Annotated in this window: 13 protein-coding genes, 10 pseudogenes and 1 riboswitch; of the genes and pseudogenes, 19 read left to right on the forward strand and 4 right to left on the reverse strand. The window is 70.9% G+C overall.

The genetic code is table 11. The features are described from left to right. Nucleotides 1-34: 34 nt before the first annotated feature. The 14 genes and pseudogenes from LP418_RS24805 to LP418_RS24875 form a co-directional block, all read left to right on the forward strand. Nucleotides 35-865 (forward strand): family 16 glycosylhydrolase, encoded by an 831-nt coding sequence (locus LP418_RS24805; RefSeq protein ID WP_257954080.1) that lies wholly within the window; start codon nt 35-37, stop codon nt 863-865. Between the two features lie 23 nt (nt 866-888). Next, entirely contained in the window at nt 889-1,308 is a 420-nt protein-coding gene (locus LP418_RS24810) for a hypothetical protein (protein ID WP_257954081.1), read from the forward strand. Further along, nucleotides 1,298-2,200, forward strand: a pseudogene (locus tag LP418_RS24815) (transcription antitermination factor NusB); the annotation flags it as partial. The gene LP418_RS24810 and the pseudogene LP418_RS24815, both read left to right, overlap by 11 nt. Before the next feature lies 1 nt (nt 2,201). Further along, nucleotides 2,202-2,474: pseudogene (locus tag LP418_RS24820) on the forward strand (rRNA cytosine-C5-methyltransferase); the annotation flags it as partial. 370 nt (nt 2,475-2,844) lie between these two features. Continuing rightward, entirely contained in the window at nt 2,845-3,744 is a 900-nt protein-coding gene (locus LP418_RS24825; RefSeq protein WP_257954082.1) for a hypothetical protein, read from the forward strand. Between the two features lie 178 nt (nt 3,745-3,922). Then, nucleotides 3,923-4,721, forward strand: a pseudogene (locus LP418_RS34550) (DNA polymerase domain-containing protein). 78 nt (nt 4,722-4,799) lie between these two features. Beyond that, nucleotides 4,800-5,463, forward strand: a pseudogene (gene rpe / locus LP418_RS24840) (ribulose-phosphate 3-epimerase). A 90-nt stretch (nt 5,464-5,553) separates the two neighbouring features. Beyond that, complete coding sequence (locus tag LP418_RS24845; RefSeq protein WP_257954085.1) at nt 5,554-5,877, forward strand: hypothetical protein; 324 nt, start codon at nt 5,554-5,556, stop codon at nt 5,875-5,877. A gap of 172 nt (nt 5,878-6,049) precedes the next feature. Next, nucleotides 6,050-6,210, forward strand: a riboswitch (FMN riboswitch). Nucleotides 6,211-6,277: 67 nt separating this feature from the next. Further along, nucleotides 6,278-7,318: a bifunctional diaminohydroxyphosphoribosylaminopyrimidine deaminase/5-amino-6-(5-phosphoribosylamino)uracil reductase RibD gene (gene ribD, locus LP418_RS24850; RefSeq protein ID WP_257954086.1), complete on the forward strand. Its 1,041-nt coding sequence runs from the start codon at nt 6,278-6,280 to the stop codon at nt 7,316-7,318. Then, nucleotides 7,318-7,925, forward strand: a pseudogene (locus LP418_RS24855) (riboflavin synthase). Before ribD ends, LP418_RS24855 begins: the two are co-directional and overlap by 1 nt. Beyond that, a pseudogene (gene pnuC, locus LP418_RS24860) lies at nt 7,922-8,602 on the forward strand (nicotinamide riboside transporter PnuC). The pseudogenes LP418_RS24855 and pnuC overlap by 4 nt, the downstream one beginning before the upstream one ends. Beyond that, nucleotides 8,599-9,846, forward strand: a complete 1,248-nt coding sequence (locus tag LP418_RS24865; protein ID WP_257954087.1) for a bifunctional 3,4-dihydroxy-2-butanone-4-phosphate synthase/GTP cyclohydrolase II — start codon at nt 8,599-8,601, stop codon at nt 9,844-9,846. Before pnuC ends, LP418_RS24865 begins: the two are co-directional and overlap by 4 nt. Nucleotides 9,847-10,003: 157 nt before the next feature. Next, nucleotides 10,004-10,114: pseudogene (locus LP418_RS24870) on the forward strand (hypothetical protein); the annotation flags it as partial. A 121-nt stretch (nt 10,115-10,235) separates the two neighbouring features. Then, nucleotides 10,236-10,307, forward strand: a pseudogene (locus tag LP418_RS24875) (6,7-dimethyl-8-ribityllumazine synthase); the annotation flags it as partial. Nucleotides 10,308-10,391: 84 nt separating this feature from the next. Here LP418_RS24875 and LP418_RS24880 read toward each other — a convergent pair. Next, a complete protein-coding gene (locus LP418_RS24880; protein WP_257954088.1) occupies nt 10,392-10,973 on the reverse strand; it encodes a GNAT family N-acetyltransferase in 582 nt (193 codons plus the stop codon). Nucleotides 10,974-11,047: 74 nt separating this feature from the next. Here LP418_RS24880 and LP418_RS24885 point away from each other — a divergent pair, with 74 nt between their 5' ends. From LP418_RS24885 to LP418_RS24905, 5 genes and pseudogenes are all read left to right on the forward strand, one after another. Next, complete coding sequence (locus LP418_RS24885; protein ID WP_257954089.1) at nt 11,048-11,311, forward strand: phosphoribosyl-ATP diphosphatase; 264 nt, start codon at nt 11,048-11,050, stop codon at nt 11,309-11,311. Nucleotides 11,312-11,318: 7 nt separating this feature from the next. Next, nucleotides 11,319-12,165: pseudogene (gene hisG / locus LP418_RS24890) on the forward strand (ATP phosphoribosyltransferase). A gap of 7 nt (nt 12,166-12,172) precedes the next feature. Beyond that, a complete protein-coding gene (locus LP418_RS24895) occupies nt 12,173-12,664 on the forward strand; it encodes a PH domain-containing protein (RefSeq protein ID WP_257954090.1) in 492 nt (163 codons plus the stop codon). Further along, nucleotides 12,648-13,325, forward strand: a pseudogene (locus tag LP418_RS24900) (esterase-like activity of phytase family protein); the annotation flags it as partial. The gene LP418_RS24895 and the pseudogene LP418_RS24900, both read left to right, overlap by 17 nt. After that, the gene (locus tag LP418_RS24905; RefSeq protein WP_336276132.1) at nt 13,232-13,942 is read left to right on the forward strand and encodes an esterase-like activity of phytase family protein; all 711 of its coding nucleotides are present in this window, start codon (nt 13,232-13,234) and stop codon (nt 13,940-13,942) included. The pseudogene LP418_RS24900 and the gene LP418_RS24905, both read left to right, overlap by 94 nt. Nucleotides 13,943-13,945: 3 nt before the next feature. On the opposite strand, the gene LP418_RS24910 is transcribed toward LP418_RS24905, so the two are convergent. The 3 genes from LP418_RS24910 to LP418_RS24920 all read right to left on the reverse strand — a co-directional run bounded on the left by LP418_RS24910 (nt 13,946) and on the right by LP418_RS24920 (nt 15,298). After that, entirely contained in the window at nt 13,946-14,374 is a 429-nt protein-coding gene (locus LP418_RS24910; RefSeq protein WP_257957180.1) for a hypothetical protein, read from the reverse strand. Beyond that, nucleotides 14,283-14,684, reverse strand: coding sequence for an aldose epimerase family protein (locus LP418_RS24915; protein WP_336276133.1), 402 nt, complete (start codon nt 14,682-14,684; stop codon nt 14,283-14,285). Before LP418_RS24915 ends, LP418_RS24910 begins: the two co-directional genes overlap by 92 nt. 194 nt (nt 14,685-14,878) lie before the next feature. Then, nucleotides 14,879-15,298, reverse strand: coding sequence for a uridine kinase family protein (locus LP418_RS24920; RefSeq protein ID WP_257954091.1), 420 nt, complete (start codon nt 15,296-15,298; stop codon nt 14,879-14,881). Between the last annotated feature and the right edge of the window lie 80 nt (nt 15,299-15,378).

The raw sequence follows: 15,378 nt of genomic DNA on the forward strand, positions 1-15,378 counted from the left end.
CGGGACCCGCGGTCAACGCGCACGGTCGTGCCCCATGACCTCCCCCCGGGCCACCAGAAGACTCCGCACAGCTGCCGCGCTCGCGTCCGCCGTACTCGCCTCGCTCCTGAGCCCGGTGCTCAGCGCCGGGCCGGCCAGCGCCGACCACGCAGGCGCCGAGCCCGGGCCGATCAACGCGGCCAGCACGTTCGGCTGGTGGAACAAGGGCATCCTGTGGCGCGAAGAGTTCGAGGCGCCGTACACCGGACAGATGGGTCCGCAGTGGGTGTCGAACGGCCCCGGTCAGGTGTGGCACCAGAACGGCATGCTCACGCTCAACGCCACCAGCGAGGGCACCGTCTCCGCGACCCTCGCCGGCGCGGGTGACGAGGTGGGTCGCTGGGAGACGCGCCTGCGGAGCCGGCAGTACGGCCGCGGAAACGCGCGCTACCGGGTGCTGGCCGAGCTCGTCCCCGCCGCCGGTGCGGAGGAGCACTGTGGCGCCCGCAACATCGCGCTCGCGAGCTACACCCCCAACGGCAGGGCCGCGACGGTCTATGCCCGCACCCTGCCCAACGTCGCCTACAAGGCGACGAACCCGATGAGCCCGGGTCGCGACCAGTGGCACACCTACGCAGTCGAGGTGACGCGCGAGCGGATCTCATGGTTCATCGACGCCCACGTCGTCTACACCGAGAACCGTGACGACGTCCTCACCGGCGTGCCGCTGACCGTTCGGTTCACGATGGAGGCCAAGCCCGACCGGGTGATGAACGTCAGCCGGATGCAGATGGACTGGGTGCGGCACTGGAGCCTCGAGGCGCCCAACCTGCAGCCGGTGGACGCGCCCCCGACCCGTGCGGGCGTCTACGGCAAGGCCTGCTGAGCGCGGGTCTAGGCTCGCGTCTCGTGACCGTGCATGCCCGACCCGACGACGTTGACGAGATCTGTGCGGCACTGCCGAGCACGGAGTTCGGCACGACGTGGGGCGACGTCCCGACTCGGAAGGTGCCGGCCGGCGAGAAGGGCAGGGGTTTCCTGCTCTACCGCCACCCGCACAAGTCGGCGATCGATCCCGAGTCGGGTTTGCCGTACGACGACCTGCTGGTCATCCGCACGGCCAGCCCGGCCGACAAGGCCGCCCTCGTCGAGGACGAGTCGACGCCGTTCTTCACGATCGACCACTTCCGCAACTTCAACGCGGTGCTGGTCCAGCAGTCCCGTCTCGGCGAGCTGACGCTCGACGAGCTCACCGAGGTCGTCCAGACGCCCGGGCTGGCGGTCGCGCCCAAGCGCCCGGCGAAGGAGCTCCTGCCGGATGGCGAGTAACAACAAGGTGGACCCGTCACGACTGGCGGCCTACGACGTCCTCAAGGCCGTGCGTCTCGACGACGCCTACGCCAACCTCGTCCTGCCACAGGTCCTCGCCGAGCACAGGCTCGAGGGTCGCGACGCCGCCTTCACCACCGAGCTGGTGTCCGGCACCATCCGCTGGCAGGGCACCTACGACGCGATCATCGACGCCTGCCTGACCAAGCCGAAGCTCGAGGCCAAGGTGCGCGACGCGCTGAGGCTCGGCGTCCACCAGCTCCTCGCGATGCGGGTGCCGGACCACGCCGCCATCAGCACCAGCGTCGACCCGGTCCGCGCCCGGATCGGTGTCGGCCCGACCGGCTTCACCAATGCCGTGCTGCGCAAGGTGAGCGCCCGGGACCTCGGGGCCCGGATCATGCAGGTCGCCCCGGACCCGGTCCAGGACCCGGTGGGACATGCCTCGATCGCCCACTCCCACCCGCGCTGGGTCGTCGAGGCGCTGAGTGCGGCACTCGACACGGCAGCCGAGCTGCCCGCGTTGCTCGCCGCCGACAACGCCGCACCGCGGGTGATGCTCGTGGCCCGACCGGGACTCTCGACAGTCGGGGAGCTCGAGGCGGCCGGGGGAGTGCGGGGGAACCTTTCGCCGTACGCCGTCGAGCTGGCCGGCGGCGACCCGTCGGCCGTCCCCGCGGTGGCCGAGGGTCGCGCCGGTGTGCAGGACGAGGGATCGCAGCTGGTGGCCCCGGCCCCGGCCGAGGCTGATCTCGACGGACGCGACGAGCGCTGGCTGGACGTGTGCTCCGGACCCGGCGGCAAGGCCGCCCTGCTCGCCGCGCTGGCAGCGCAACGCGGTGCCAAGGTGCTGGCGAACGAGCTCCAGCAGCATCGCGCGCGGCTCGTCGCGCGTGGCACACGAGCCGTACAGGGAAGGCCTGAGCGGCGTCGTCACCGGCGACGGCACTCGTCCGCCCCGGCGCGAGGGAACGTTCGACCGGGTGCTCGTGGACGCCCCGTGCTCCGGCCCGGGCGCGCTTCGCCGCAGACCCGAGTCGCGGTGGCGGCGCATGCCCGAGGACCTCGACGTCCCGGTGCCGCTGCAGCGTGCCCTGCTCGCCTCGGCGATCGCGTCGACCCGTCCCGGTGGCGTGGTGGTCTATGCGACCTGCTCGCCGGTGCTGGCCGAGACGACGGGCGTCGTGGACGCCGTCCCGGCCGACCGGGACGACGCGCACTGGAGTCCACCCGCCAGCTGTGGCCGCACCGCGACGGCACGGACGCGATGTTCTTGGCCACGATTCGGCGACGCTGACTGTTCTCCATACCGCAATCGGGGGTCACCTGTTCCCTCCCGGGCGGTTGGTGTGGATGATGGACTCCGGGGGACCGGTCGGAGTGATCGGCACACGAGGGATCGAGCAGTCAGTGCAACGTCGTCTAAGGATCGCGGCCATCGGCGCGGCCCTGCTCTCACCACTGTTCATGTCGGGCGCCCGGGCGGAGGATGCGTCCAGGTCCACGTTGTCCGGTCCGGGGTCACCACTGGACGGGATGTACCTGACGTACGTCGGTTGCGATGTCATCGACGGGCCCGTCAGCGCTCCGTCTTCGCGGATCAACCGGGGACCCGACGTCGCGCCGCTCGGTCGCCGCAGCTTCGGCCCGGTGCCCACCGGCACGGGCACCGCGGCCGGGCCCGCGATCCATTTCCTGTCCCTGTCCGCGCTGGGCGCGAGCGTCGACGTCCGCGCCGAGAGCGGCACCACCGGCGCCTCCTACATCTGGGTGACCGCCCTCGACGCCCCGGCGGGGCACGCCCGGGGGGGACGCGTCAACCTGACCGTCTCGCCCGCCACCCGGCAGCACGTCGACACCGCGACGCTGCCCCACGAATGGCAGCTGGTCGACCTCTCCACCGGCCTGACCATGGCGGTCGAGTCCGCCACGCCCGCCGACTTCGCGGCCGGGCACGGCGACGGCGCGGGCTACGTCGTGACCGGCTTCGGCTGTGACGGCCGGGCGTTCAACGTCGATGCCGTCACCGGCAACGGACGGACCTGGGACTTCGAGGGGCTGACACTGTCCACGTCCATCACGCCGCTTGCGACGCAGATGGTCGCCGGGCAGCAGCTCGAGGTCGCCGGCCGGGTGACCGACCTCGTCGGCCGGGTCATGGGCGATCCGCTCATCCTGCAGTCCCGCGCGCCCGGTGCCGTCGACTGGGTCGACGTGTCGCCGCTGACCTACTCCGGCCCCGACGGCTCCTCACATGCCTCGGTCACGGTCACCGAGACGGCGGAGTTCCGCTGGCTGCGTCCCGAGAGCGAATACGCCGACTCGGGAGCCAGCGAACCGGTCCTCGTCACGGTCACGCCCGCGCCCACCCCCGAACCCACCCCCACCCCCGAGCCCGAGCCCGAGCCCGAAGAGACCGTCGCGCCGACTGGCTAGGGTGCGGGCATGGCGACCTCACCCAGCACCGAGATCGAGGTGGACGACCGGGTCGTGCGGGTGAGCAACCCCGATCGGGTCTACTTCCCCGCGTCGGGCGCCACCAAGCTCGACCTCGGTCAACTACTACCTCGCCGTCGGCGAGGGCATCGTCAACGCGCTCTACGAGCGGCCGTGCATGCTGCACCGGTTCCCCAAGGGTCTCGCCGGCGACAAGGTGCACCAGAAGCGGATCCCCGGCGGCGCACCGCCGTGGTTGGAGACCGTGCAGCTGCACTTCCCGCGTTGGAACCGCACTGCCGACGAGCTGTGCGTCACCGAGCTCGCGAGCGTGATCTGGGCGGTCCAGATGTCCACGGTCGAGTTCCATCCGTGGAACAGTCGACGCGCCGACACCGAGTCCCCCGACGAGTGGCGCATCGACCTCGACCCGGGTCCGGAGTGCGACTGGGAGACGGTGCAGCGGGTCGCGCACATCTCGCACGAGGTGCTCGACGAGCTCGGCGCCGTCGGCTTCCCGAAGACGAGCGGTGGCTCCGGCATCCACATCTACGTCCGGATCAAGCCCGACCACGGTTTCCGGGACGTACGCCGCGGAGCGCTCGCCTTCGCGCGAGGTCGAACGCCGAGCCGGTGGTGACGTCACCACCGCCCGGTGGCGCAAGGACCGTGCGCCCGACCAGCTGTTCGTGGACTACAACCAGAACGCCCGCGACCACACGATCGCTGCGGCCTACTCCGTCCGCGGCGTCGCCAACGCGCGTCTCCGCCCCGGTGCGCTGGGAGGAGATCAACTCCTTCGAGCCCGACGACTTCACGATCTTCACCATGCCGGCGCGGTTCGCCGAGATCGGCGATCTGCACGGCGGCATCGACAACGAGGTCTTCGACATCGCGCCCCTCCCGGAGTGGGCCGATCGCGACGAGGCGGCCGGGGCCGAACCTCCCGCCGACCCGGAGGACTGAGGTCCTGCTGACCCCGTGTCGAGTGATTCGTCGCACCGTGGATACAGCCACCTCATCACTCGACTCGTCGCGGCCCTAGGCTGACACCCGTGGGAATCCAGATCACGCCGTCCATCCTGAACGCCGACTTCGCCAAGCTGGGCGAGGAGATCGGTCGGATCGGCAGTGCCGACTGGGTGCACGTGGACATCATGGACAACCACTTCGTGCCCAACCTGACCTTCGGTCCGTCGATGATCGACGCGCTCAGCAAGGCCACCGACATCCCGCTCGACGCGCACCTGATGATCGAGGACTGCGACACCCGGGCGCCGCTCTACGCCGAGGCCGGCGCCAGCAGCGTCACCTTCCACGTGGAGTCGACCAAGGCGCCGATCCGGCTGGCCCGCGAGCTGCGCAACCGGGGCGCCCGGGCGTCGATGGCCCTCAAGCCGGCCACGCCGATCGAGGCCCTACGAGGCGCTGCTGCCCGAGCTCGACATGGTGCTGATCATGACCGTGGAGCCCGGCTTCGGCGGCCAGAAGTTCCTCGACCTGTGCCTGCCCAAGATCCGTACGGCGCGGGCGCTGATGCGCAAGCACGGCGTCGAGACTCGGTTGCAGGTCGACGGTGGAGTCAGCCTCGAGACCATCGAGCGCTGCGCCGAGGCAGGCGCCGACGTGTTCGTCGCCGGCAGCGCGGTCTACTCCGCAGGCGACCCCGACGCGATGGTGCGCGAGCTGAAGGCTCGCGCGGAGGCCGTCTCCACGTGAGCCGGCGGGCGACGGTTGACGACATCCACACCACCGCGCGGGCGATGCCGCACGTCACCGTCCACCGCCCCGAGGCCAACCCGGTCTACCGTGGTCGGCAGCAAGTCGTTCGTCTTCTTCCGCACGCCGCGACCCGACGCCGTTGACCCGGTGACGGGGGAGCGCTACGAGGACGTGATCGTCATCTGGGTCGCGTCCGAGGGCGACAAGCTCGCACTGGTGCAGGACGAGTCGTCGCCGTTCTTCACGACGCCGCACTTCGACGGGCACCCGTCCGTCCTGCTGCGCGCCTCCCGGGTGGGCGAGGTGTCGCGTGAGGAGATCGTCGAGCTCGTCCAGGACGCCCGGCTGGCCCAGGCCTCCCGCCGTCGAGGGGAGACGTGGCTGCGCGAGCACCAGCTGGGAGATTCCTAGCGTCGGCAGTTGGGAGGCTGATCGCAGCGACCACCCGCTCAGCGTGCTGCCGGCAAGCTCGAACTGCCGACGTCAGGACGGACGGGCCGCGATCTCCGAGCCACGTAGCCGACGTCACACTGAGACACCCGCGCGGGAATGTCCGGCCCTGTGGCAGAGTTCGATCCAGCAAGAGCGTGCTCTGGGGGCGGTGAAACTCCGCACCGGCGGTTACTGAGTCCGAAGCTTCCTCGCTTCGCTCGGAAGTCCAGCGACCCGACCACATCCAGTGGCCGGTTGACCAGTGAAATTCCCCGGACCGACGGTCAAAGTCCGGATGAGAAGATCACGCAGCGTGGACGTCGAGACGACGCCCGCGCCCGCCACCCCGGAGTCCACTTCCGGGACTAGAGGGGTAGCGATGACCACGACACCGGCCGAACAGGCTGCGATGCGCCGCGCCCTCACGCTGGCCGCCACACCCGGCGTGCCGCTGGGGCCCAACCCGCGCGTCGGCTGCGTGCTGCTCGACGCCGAAGGCGTGGAGATCGCGGAGGGCTTCCACCGCGGAGCCGGTACGCCGCACGCCGAGGTGGCTGCGTTGACCGAGGCCGGCGAGGCGGCGCGCGGAGCGACGGCCGTCGTCACGCTCGAGCCCTGCAACCACACGGGACGGACCGGCCCGTGCGTCGAGGCGCTGATCGCGGCGGGCGTGCGCCGCGTCGTCTTCGCGCAGCGCGACCCCAACCCGGTCGCCTCCGGGGGCGCAGCGGCGCTCGAGGCCGCCGACATCGAGGTCGAGGCCGGTGTGATGGCGACGGTGGCCCGGGGCGTCAACCGGGCGTGGACGTTCGCGGTCGAGCACCAGCGGCCCTTCGTCACCCGGAAGTTCGCCACCACCCTCGACGGTCGCAGTGCCGCCGCCGACGGCACCAGCCGCTGGATCAGCGGCACCGACGCCCGTCGCGACACGCACAGTCTGCGGGCCGAGTGCGACGTGCTCCTCGTCGGCACCGGCACCGTGCTCATCGACAACCCCCGGCTCAACGTCCGCGACGAGGTCGACGAGCCGGTCGAGCACCAGCCTCTGCGCGTCGTCATGGGGGAGCGCGGCATCCCCAACGACCGCCGCATCTTCGAGGCCCCGGGCGAGGCCCTGCACCTGAGGACGCGCGATCCGCGCGCCGCCCCGGCCGAGCTCTATGCCTCCGGTCGGCAGCACGTCTGGCTCGAGGGCGGTCCCACGCTGGCCGCCGCCTTCCTCAAGGCCGGCCTGATCGACGAGATCTACGCCTACGTCGCGCCCACCTTCCCGGGCGCCGGAGCCAACGCGGTCGGCGACCTCGGCATCAACACCATCAACGACCAGCTCCGCTGGCACCTCAAGCGGGCCGGCGTCGTCGGCACCGGCGCCGACGCGACCGTCCGCCTCACCCTCGAACCGTCGAAGGCAGGGATCTGATGTTCACCGGAATCGTCGAAGAGCTCGGCACCATCACCGCCGTCGAGGAGCAGGGCGACGCGATCCGGCTGACCGTGCGTGCCAGCACTGTCCCGGAGGGCACCGGTCTCGGCGACTCGATCGCCGTCAACGGGTGCTGCCTCACCGTGGTCACGACCGACGACGGCACTGGACCGCCGACGTCATGCAGGAGACGCTCGACAAGACCAGCCTCCATGGCGTCAAGGCCGGCGACGCTGTCAACCTCGAGCGCGCCGTCACGGTGGAGAAGCGCCTCGGCGGGCACATCGTGCAGGGCCATGTCGACGGCGTCGGCGAAGTGATCTCGAGGACGCCCAGCGAGCACTGGGAGGTCATCGAGATCTCGATGCCCGCCGACTTCGGCCGCTACCTCGTCGACAAGGGCTCGATCACCGTCGACGGCGTCAGCCTGACCGTGGTCGACGCCAAGGACGCGAGCTTCACCGTCAGCCTGATCCCCGAGACGCTCGCCCGCACCACGCTCGGCACGCGCCAGCCCGGCGACCGGGTCAACCTCGAGTTCGACGTGATCGCCAAGCACGTCGAGAAGCTTCTCATGGGCGGCTACCTGAAGGACCGCGGATGATCGACTGGATCCTGCACGGCACCATCGCCGTCGGCGACGGGCAGCTCTACGTCCGCGAGGTCGTCGGCAACGTCTTCGGCCCGGCCAGCGGATCCTCGGCATGCGCCGGGTCGTCTGGGCGTGGCCGGTCGGCCTGATCGGCAACATCTTGCTCTTCACCGTCTTCGTGACCGGCGAGATGAGCGGCGCCACCGACGAACCGCTCTGGGGCCGGGCCGGCCGGCAGGTGTTCTTCGCCGCGGTCAGCCTCTACGGCTGGTGGCGCTGGTCCCGCTCGCGCGCGGGCAGGCGGTGCCGCCGACGGCGGAGCGATCACGCCTCGCTGGGCCACTCGGACCGAGCGCGCCCAGCTCGTCGCGCTGGGGCTCGTCGGCTACGCAGCGGCGTACGCCATCCTCACCCGCATCGGCTCGTGGGGCCCGACCACCGAGGCCCGGATCCCGGCCGGCTCGATGCTCGCGACCTACGGCATGGCCCGCGGCTGGGTCGAGTTCTGGCTCGTCTGGATCCTCGTCGACATCGTCGGCGTGCGCTCCCTGATCAACGCGGGCTACTACCCGACGGCGGGGATGTACCTCGTCTACGCAGGATTCGTCCTGCTCGGCTTCGCCGTCTGGTGGCGAGCCACCCGAACCACCACCGAACCCACCCCTGAACTGGAAGGGGCCATCGCATGAGCGAGCCCATCAAGCTGGACAGCGTCGAGCAGGCCATCGCGGACATCGCCGCGGGCAAGGCGGTCGTCGTCGTCGACGACGAGGACCGTGAGAACGAGGGCGACATCATCTTCGCGGCCGCCAAGGCGACGCCGGAGCTGATGGCCTTCACCATCCGCCACTCCAGCGGCGTGATCTGCGTGCCGATGCCGGGCGACATGCTCGAGCGGCTCGAGATCCCGCTGATGACCCCGCACAACAAGGACAAGCTGCGCACGGCCTACACGATCTCTGTCGACGCCCGCGACGGCGTCAGCACCGGGATCAGCGCCGCCGATCGCGCCCACACGGCCAAGGTGCTCGCCGACTCGGCCACCGAGCCGTGGGAGCTCACGCGTCCGGGCCACGTATTCCCGCTGCGCTACCGCGAGGGTGGGGTTCTCGTACGCCGCGGGCACACCGAGGCAGCCGTCGACCTCGCCAAGCTGGCGGGCCTGACGCCCGCCGGCGTCCCGGTTGAGGTCGTCAACGACGACGGCACCATGAAGCGGGCGCCCGAGCTGCGGGCCTTCGCCGACGAGCACGGCCTGTCGATGATCTCGATCGAGGCACTGGTGCGCTACCGCCGCCGCCACGAGCTGCACGTCCTGCGGGTGGCCGAGACTCGCCTGCCGACCGCCCACGGTGACTTCACGGCCTACGGCTACCGGATCACGATCGACGACAGCGAGCACGTCGCCCCGGTGTACGGCGACGTGTCGGGCCCCGAGCCGGTGCTGACCCGCGTCCACTCCGAGTGCCTGACCGGCGACGTCTTCGGGAGCCACCGGTGCGACTGCGGACCGCAGCTCAACGAGGCGATGAAGAAGATCGTCGCCGAGGGCAGGGGAGTGGTGGTCTACCTCCGCGGCCACGAGGGCCGCGGCATCGGTCTGGTCGCCAAGCTCCGGGCCTATGCCCTGCAGGACGAGGGCCGCGACACCGTCGACGCCAACCTCGACCTCGGCCTCCCGGCCGACGGCCGCCACTACGGTACGGCGACGCAGGTGCTGCGCGACCTCGGCATCGAGTCCGTCCGGCTGCTCACCAACAACCCGGACAAGACCACGAGCCCGGAGGACTTCGGCATCAAGGTGTCCGAGACCGTGCCGCTGGCGATCCACCCCACCGACCACAACATCGACTACCTGCGCACCAAGCGCGACCGGATGGGGCACGTGCTGCCCGACCTGCCGGAAGAGATGACTGAGGAGCTGCACCAGTGAGCGAGCGAACCATCCCACACAGCGCGCCCGGTGCCTCATGCGCGCACGGAGCGAAGCGAGTACGTGCATGAGCAAACACGGAGCACCTGACCAGAGCGCGTTCGACGCGTCCGGCCTGAAGGTCGCGGTCGTCGCGGCGAGCTGGCACACCGAGGTGATGGACGGTCTTGTCGCCGGCGCCGAACGCGCGCTCGCCGCCCACCGGAGTCACGGACGCCACCATCGTCCGGGTGCCCGGCACCTTCGAGCTGCCCGTCGTCGCCTGGCGCTGGCACAGGGCGGCTACGACGCGGTCGTGGCGCTCGGCGTCGTGATCCGCGGCGGCACCCCCGCACTTCGACTACGTCTGCAACGCCGCCACCGACGGGCTCAACCGGGTCGCGCTCGACACCGGTGTGCCGGTCGGCTTCGGCGTACTCACGTGCGACAACGACCAGCAGGCGCTCGACCGCGCCGGTCTCGAGGGGTCCAAGGAGGACAAGGGCTGGGAGGCCACGTCCGCCGCCCCGGAGACCGCACGGACCCCCGGCCGACCTGCGAACGGGCTAGCGAGACACGCCATTCGTCGGCGAGCAGGGCATAGGACAGCCCGTCGTACCACTCGCCGTTGCGGTGCAGCCCCTCGCCGACATGGAGCGCTTCACGGCGCAGGCCGATGCGCTCCATGACGCGCCGGACGGTTCGTTCACGGCGAAGCAGTTGGCGATCACGCGACGCAGGCCCAGCCCGTCGAAGGCGATGGTGAGCAGCTCCCCGGCGGCCTCGGTGGCGAAGCCGCTACCTCCATGGGCCGGCGCCGTGCACCAACCGATCTCTGCGGTCACGTCCCGAGCCTGCTCGACGATCTCGGTCTGCGACCGGGCGTTCTCGGTCTTGAGGAACAGGTCACCGATGACCTCACCGTCGAGCTCGATCATCAGTGCGTAGGGGTAGCGCTTGTCGAAGTCGGTGCGCCGGGCCACGACATCGGTCGGCAGCATGGTCATCCAGTGGCCGACCGACTCCGGGGAGCGGTACGCAAACATCGTGTCGGCGTCCTCAGGCGTCGCCGGACGCAGGGTCAGGCGCTCGGTTGCGCGCGGCCGGGCGAGGCGTCCCCAGTCGGGCACGCCGATGATCTCGTTCATCCGGCCAGTCTTGCGGATGCCGGTCCCCGGACCGGGGCAGGGGAAGGGCGCGCGACCGCCTAGGCTTGCTGCTCGTGAAGACGTTCGAGGAGCTCTGGGCCGAGCTGAGCGAGAAGGCCGCCACCCGACCCGAGGGTTCGGGCACGGTCAAGCAGCTCGACGCCGGTGTCCATGCGATCGGCAAGAAGCTGATCGAGGAGGCCGCCGAGTCCCGGATGGCCGCCGAGCACGAGGGCAAGGACGCCACGGCGCTCGAGATCAGCCAGCTGCTGTACCACGCGCAGGTGCTGATGATCGCCAGCGGCCTGACGCTCGACGACGTCTACGCCCACCTCTGAGGAACCCATGACTCTCCGCATCGCCGTACCCAACAAGGGTGCGCTCTCCCGAGCCGCCAGCGACATCCTGCGCGAGGCCGGCTACCGCCAGCGCACGGACTCCAAGGAGCTCGCGCTCATCGACGCCGAGAACGACGTCGAGTTCTTCTACCTCCGTCCCCGTGACATCGCGCTGTACGTCGGCGAGGGCACGCTCGATGTCGGCATCACCGGCCGCGACCTGCTGCTCGACTCGGGCGCCCGGGCAGTCGAGTCGATGCAGCTCGGCTTCGGTCGCTCGAAGTTCCACTTCGCCGGCCCCGTCGGGCAGTTCGGAGAAGCTCGAGCAGCTCGAGGGCAAGCGCATCGCCACGTCCTACGTCGGCGTGGTGGAGGCCTTCCTCAAGGAGCGCGGCATCGACGCGTCGGTCACCCGCCTCGACGGTGCCGTCGAGACCAGCATCCAGCTCGGGGTCGCCGACGTGATCGCCGACGTCGTCGAGACCGGCTCGACGCTGCGCGCCGCCGGCCCGGCGACGTTCGGCGACGTGATCCCGGAGTCGGAGGCCGTGCTGATCGCCCGCGAGGGTGCGGAGAACGATGAGTTCGAGATCTTCCGCCGCCGCGTCGAAGGCGTCATGGTCGCGCGCGGCTACGTGATGATGGACTACGACATCGAGCAGGCCAACCTCGACCGCGCCGCCGCGCTCGCGCCCGGCCTCGAGGGACCGACGATCTCGCCGCTCGGCAAGGCCGGCTGGGTCGCCGTCCGGGTGATGGTGCCGCGCGCCGGCTCCCAGCGCCTCATGGACGACCTCTACGGCCTCGGGGCCCGCGCCATCCTCATGACCGACATCCACGCCTGCCGGCTCTGAGGTGACCGTGCCAGAGGCCGTCGACCTGCCGCACACGTGGCGGCCGTTCGGGGCACGTATCGCGGTGATCTTCTTCGGCGCGATGCTGTTCATTCTCTGCGCCTTCGCGTGGTTCGGTCTCGACCCCGAGATCCGGGCCAAGTTCACGGTGCTCCAACTCGGGACGATCGTCTTCATCGGCCTGCTCTACGTCGCCGCCGGCTATGCCATCGCCCGGTCGCGTGTCGTCGCGTCGGAGGCGGGCGTGCACGTGGTCAACGGCTACAAGCAGCGGGACTACGAGTGGGCCGAGATCATCGCGATCCACCTGCCCGCCGGTGCGCCGTGGGCGACGATCGACCCGGCCGACGGCACCACCGCCTCGATGCTCGCGATCCGGGGGCTCCGACGGCGACCGCGCGCGTGCGGCGGTCCGGACCCTGCGCACGCTCATCGATCGCTGAACCTTCTCGTCGACGTCACCCGCCGGACACCGCCGACTGGTGAGGTCTGCCCATGACACTCGGATTCCGCGCCGTCGCGCTCGCGACCATCGCCCTCACCGCAGCCGCAGCCCTGCCCGCGCACGCAGCCCCGAAGGGCTCGCCCACGTCCCCGGACGAGGCCACGCTCTCCGCCCCGGTCGGTTCTTCCGGCCGCGACCTACGTCCCCGGGAGCGAGACGAGCGGTCACTGGACCACGGGCAACGCTGCCGTCCCGGCGCCGTACGCGGGACAACCGGTCCAGGGGCTTCTCCGGCACCCACGCGCTCGGCGACGGCTCGTTCCCGGTGCTCAGCGACAACGGCTTCGGCGCCAAGGCCAACAGCGCCGACTTCCTGCTCTCGCTCCACCGGATCACCCCGGAGACGGACGCCGCCGACGGCGACGGGGCCACGACGTACGACGACACGCTCTTCACCTTCAGCGACCCGGACCACCTCGTGCCGTGGCCGATCTGGCGCGACGGTGCCTGCGCCAGCGCCGCGTCGCTGCCGGCGGGATACGCCTGCCCCACGGCCGACCGGCAGCTCACCGGCTGGGACTTCGACCCCGAGTCGCTGCAGGTCGCGGACGACGGCACGTTCTGGGTCGGCGAGGAGTTCGGGCCCTACCTGTTGCACCTCAACGCCGACGGGGAGCTGATCGAGGCACCCGTCCCGACGCCCGGCGTCCAGAGCCCGTCCAACCCGACGCTCGGCTCGGCGGTGCCCAACCTCGCCAACTCGAAGGGCTTCGAGGGCATGGCGATCAGCCCCAACGGCCGGGCGCTGCGCCCGATGCTGGAAGGGGCGACGGCCGAGGACAAGGCCGCCGGGCTCGGCTCCGACCTGCGGATCTACACCGTCCGCAACGATGCCTACGCCGACGGCTTCCTGCGCTACCGGATGGAGAGCGCCGCCAACGCGCTGGGCGACTTCATCCAGTCAACAACCACGAAGCACTCGTCATAGAGCGGGACAACGGGCAGGGTGCCGCGGCGGTCTTCAAGCGGATCTACCCGGTCGACCTGCGCGACTCGGACGAGGACGGCTACGTCACCAAGCGGCTGCTCGTCGACCTGATGAATGTCGCCAACCCCGACGGCCTCTCGCCGTACGGCGACCCGTTCACCTTCCCGTTCTTCACCATCGAGGACGTCGAGATCCTCGACGCCGACACGATCGCGGTGATGAACGACAACAACTTCCCGGCTTTCGGCGGCCGCTCCGCCACGGAGCCCGACCAGAACGAGTACCTCGAGATCACGCTCGCCGAGCCGCTGGACGTCGACCAGCGGCTGCTGCCGGCGAGCTGAACCTCAGTCCGCGGTGATCGCCCGGATCCCCCGGGTGACGGACAGCTCGTCACCGGGGGAGCCGGCGGGGGCGAGCGTCACGAGGTCCGTGCCGGAGTTGAACGCGTCGGCCGGCGCGGTCATCGGCTCGACCGCGAGTGAGCGGCGTTCCCGGCCGGGCACGTCGTCGGCGCTGTAGACCTGCAGCCACGGGATCCGCTCGCCGACCCACAACGCGACCCCGTGGCCGTCGCCGGGATCGCGCAGGGTGGTCGTCGCGACACCGTCCACGCGCTCGAGGGCTCCGTAGCCCTCGTTGAACTCCACGGCACCGATCGGCCGGCCGACGCGGAAGTCGTGCTCAGGATCCACCGGAACAGTCTCCACCGGGATCAGCCGCTCGTCGGCGACGATGCGCGTCCCGGCGGGAAGCGTGAGCTCCGGGTGGTCGATGCCGTCGCCGACCGCGAGATAGGGGTGCGCCCCGCAGGCGTGCAGGCGCCGCCTCGCCACTGAGGTTGGTCGCGGTCTGCGTCACGGTCAGCCCGTCCGCGGACAGGTCGTAGAGCACGTGCAGGTCGACCGCCCACGGATAGCCGGTCTGTGCCATCACCCGGTAGACGAGGGACACGGAGTTGGCGGTGTGCTCCTCCGGGGTCCACGCGGCCCAGCGGGCCAGCCCGTGCGAGGCGTTGGACCGCTTCGGCTCGGTCAGGGCCAGCTGGAGGTCGCGGCCGCCGAAGGAGAACTTCCCGTCGCGGATCCGGTTGGGCCGGGGGCATCAGCAGCTGGCCGCGCCCTCCCGGTGACATCTCGTCGGCTCCGAACCCGTCGACGAGTGCGCGTTCGCCGTACGACAGGACGCGCAGCGCCGCTCCGCTCTCGGTGACGACGGCGCGATAGCCGGCCGCCTCGATCTCGAACTGCTCGCCGGAGGGAAGGACCATGGTCAGAAACCTACGACGTGAAGATCAGGTCCGCGCGCTCGCGGGTCCGTTCGCGGGCGTGCAGGTCGGCCTCGTCGGCGGCCCACTGCTCCCAGTAGGGCGCGAAGTCATCGCCGTCGCGCGCCAGCCCGCGGGCGAGTCGCACGTCACGGTCTGCCTCGAGCCAGACCAGCGTGGTGATCAGTTCGTCGTACGCCGCCGCGCCGGCCCCGACCCCGTCGATGATCAACAGGGGTGCGGGCGCGAGGGTGGGCGTCTCGGCCCGTGCGGAGACGTGCCAGTCCCACCGTCGCCACTGCGACGGACGTCCCGCAGCCAGCGGACGCAGCACGGCCTCGATGGTGGCGCCGAGCCGCGGCAGCCCGCCCCAACCCTCGAGGAGCTCGTCGGCGTGGAGCACCGGCGCTCCGGTGAGGGTCTCGAGTGACATCGACAGCGTCGTCTTGCCGGCGCCGGCCGGGCCGTCGATGCAGATCAGGCGTCCCTCACCCGGGGTCGGCGGCGACGCCG

Source organism: Nocardioides sp. B-3 (assembly GCF_024703895.1).
In the GTDB taxonomy this organism is placed as follows: domain Bacteria; phylum Actinomycetota; class Actinomycetes; order Propionibacteriales; family Nocardioidaceae; genus Nocardioides.

Bases quoted from the DNA above. Each gene is read 5' to 3' on its own strand.
- LP418_RS24825 (WP_257954082.1), top strand. From the start codon at position 2,845: ATGTACCTGACGTACGTCGGTTGCGATGTCATCGACGGGCCCGTCAGC.
- LP418_RS24865 (WP_257954087.1), top strand. From the start codon at position 8,599: ATGAGCGAGCCCATCAAGCTGGACAGCGTCGAGCAGGCCATCGCGGAC.
- LP418_RS24920 (WP_257954091.1), bottom strand. From the start codon at position 15,298: ATGTCACTCGAGACCCTCACCGGAGCGCCGGTGCTCCACGCCGACGAG.
- LP418_RS24805 (WP_257954080.1), top strand. From the start codon at position 35: ATGACCTCCCCCCGGGCCACCAGAAGACTCCGCACAGCTGCCGCGCTC.
- LP418_RS24880 (WP_257954088.1), bottom strand. From the start codon at position 10,973: ATGAACGAGATCATCGGCGTGCCCGACTGGGGACGCCTCGCCCGGCCG.
- ribD (WP_257954086.1), top strand. From the start codon at position 6,278: ATGACCACGACACCGGCCGAACAGGCTGCGATGCGCCGCGCCCTCACG.